The organism is Streptomyces sp. NPDC054840, assembly GCF_053611065.1.
In genome coordinates this window covers 1-2,316 of sequence record NZ_JBSGZP010000919.1, presented here as the reverse complement: position 1 = coordinate 2,316, position 2,316 = coordinate 1, and the positions used below count along the sequence as shown (strand labels likewise).

Sequence of the window (2,316 nt, the reverse complement as noted above, 5' to 3'; positions counted from 1 at the left end):
GGCCGCGCACGCGGCGAAGGGCCGCCCCGGGATCATCCGTCCCCGGGGCGGCCCTTCGTGTGTCTAGGGCGCGTGCGAGCGGCGGATCGAGAAGGCCACGAAGCCCGCCCCGACGCCGAGGAAGAGGGTGCCGCCCAGGAGGTACGGGGTCGTGTCCACGGATCCGGTGTCGGCGAGCAGGGACTGCGGGTGCGAGGCCGGCCCGGCGGTCGTACCCGTGACCGTTCCGGGGGCCTCGGAGACGGAGTCGGCGGAGCCGGTCACGTCGGTGGCCGCCCCGGCCGCGTCGGCGCCCGCGGGCACACCGGAGCGGGTCTCCTCGGCACCGGCCGAGGTGGCGCCCGCCGAGGGTACGAACCACAGGGCGGCGAGGAGGGTGGTCGCTCCGAGAGCGGTGAGCAGCGGTCGGCGTGCGGACACGGTGCGATCCCCCTTGTGGCAGCAGCGAATTGGCCGTGTGCGGTGATGCTACGGAAAGGGGCGGGTCGTGGGAAAGTCGGGGCTTCCGCGGGCTTACGCTCCGTCGTATGAACTCTTCTGAGACATCACGTTACGTACGACTTCGGGTGGATCTGGTACTGGAGGTGCCGGATGTCGCGGCACTCACAGGAGCCGCGCTCGCGCACATCAAGGCCGACGAGTTCATGCCGGACGAGGAGCGCGGCCACGCCGAGTCCGCCGTCCGCGAGGACGAGTCGGAGGCCCTCGCCTACCTCGTCGACCCCACTGACCTGGTCGCGGACATCCCCGGCGTGGAGCTCGCGCAGGCCTCCTGGAGCAGCGAGCCCGTCGAATACGACCCCGAGTCCATGGAGTGGGACCTGGACGAGGAAGATGGGGACTTCGACGAGGAACCCGACAACGCCTGACCGTGTGGTGGACCACATCCCAACGGAATGTGGAACCGGCCGGCGCCGTTAACGCGTTGTCAGGACCAGGCAGGGGGTGTGCCCCCTGCCCGGCCAACCCCGGGGACGGCCAGCCTCCGGGGTATCCGGCAACGATGGAGTGGCGTGTGAGGACGGACAGTATGCGGCGGAGAAGGTCCCTGGTGGCCATATCCGCGGTGCTCGGTGGGGTACTGATGCTCACGGCGTGCGGCGGCGGAGACGACGCGAAGCCCAAGGGCTCCGAGGCCGGCAAGGCCCAGGCGGACGCCGACGCGGCAGCCGCCAAGGACACCTCCAAGGCCAAAATAACCATCACGCCGAAGGACGGGGCCACGAACGTCGGCCTCAACGACGCGGCCAACGTCGCCGTCGCCGACGGCACCCTCACCCTGGTCGAGCTGAAGACCAGCGAGGGCACGGCCGTGGCCGGCAAGATCGCCGCCGACGGCAAGAGCTGGAAGCCCGACGCCGCGCTGAAGCGCTCCACGAAGTACGCCCTGGCGGCGACCGCCAAGGACGCTGACGGCCGCGAGGCGCACGAGAACGCCTCCTTCACCACCGTCTCCCCGGAGAACAGCTTCGTCGGCTCGTTCATCCCGGACGACGGCCAGACGGTCGGCGTGGGCATGCCGGTCTCGATCACCTTCAACAAGCCGATCCAGGACAAGAAGGCCGTCCAGGCGGCGATCTCGGTCACCTCCACCAGCGGCCAGGAAGTCGTCGGCCACTGGTTCGGCGCGCAGCGCCTGGACTTCCGCCCGGAGAAGTACTGGCAGGCGAACTCCACCGTCACGATGAAGCTGGCGCTGGAGGGCGTCCAGGGCGCCCCCGGCGTCCAGGGCGTGCAGAACAAGACCGTCACCTTCAAGATCGGCCGCAGCCAGACCTCCCAGGTCGACGTGAAGACCAAGACGATGACGGTCACCCGGGACGGCGCGGTCCTCAAGACCATCCCGATCTCGGCGGGCTCCCCGCAGAACCCCACCTACAACGGCCAGATGGTGATCTCCGAGAAGTTCAAGGAGACCCGGATGGACGGCTCCACCGTCGGCTTCAAGGACAGTGAGGGCAAGGGCGAGTACGACATCAAGGACGTCCCGCACGCCATGCGGCTGTCCCAGTCCGGCACCTTCATCCACGGCAACTACTGGGGAGCCGACTCGGTCTTCGGCAGTGCCAACACCAGCCACGGCTGTGTCGGCCTGAACGACGCCAAGGGCGCGGGCGACCCGAACCAGCCCGCCGCGTGGTTCTTCGACAACTCGCTCATCGGCGACGTGGTCGAGGTGATCAACTCCCCGGACAAGGTCATCAAGCCCGAGAACGGCCTCAACGGCTGGAACATGGGCTGGGCGGAGTGGAAGGCCGGCTCGGCCGCCTGACATCCCGCACCGCGCACGCCGGACGGCGGGGATCCCTCATGGGG

General features: G+C 69.3%; 3 protein-coding genes. 2 read left to right on the top strand and 1 reads right to left on the bottom strand.

Translation table 11 applies throughout. The features are described 5' to 3' along the window. Window positions 1-63: 63 nt before the first annotated feature. Window positions 64-420, bottom strand: a complete 357-nt coding sequence (locus ACWGIU_RS35950) for a hypothetical protein (protein ID WP_453712289.1) — start codon at window positions 418-420, stop codon at window positions 64-66. A 107-nt stretch (window positions 421-527) separates the two neighbouring features. Between ACWGIU_RS35950 and ACWGIU_RS35945 the strand changes: the two genes are divergently transcribed. Together ACWGIU_RS35945 and ACWGIU_RS35940 are read left to right on the top strand one after the other, a co-directional pair. Continuing rightward, a complete protein-coding gene (locus ACWGIU_RS35945; RefSeq protein WP_453712288.1) occupies window positions 528-869 on the top strand; it encodes a hypothetical protein in 342 nt (113 codons plus the stop codon). Window positions 870-1,003: 134 nt separating this feature from the next. After that, window positions 1,004-2,272, top strand: a complete 1,269-nt coding sequence (locus ACWGIU_RS35940; RefSeq protein WP_453712287.1) for a L,D-transpeptidase — start codon at window positions 1,004-1,006, stop codon at window positions 2,270-2,272. Window positions 2,273-2,316: the final 44 nt, after the last annotated feature.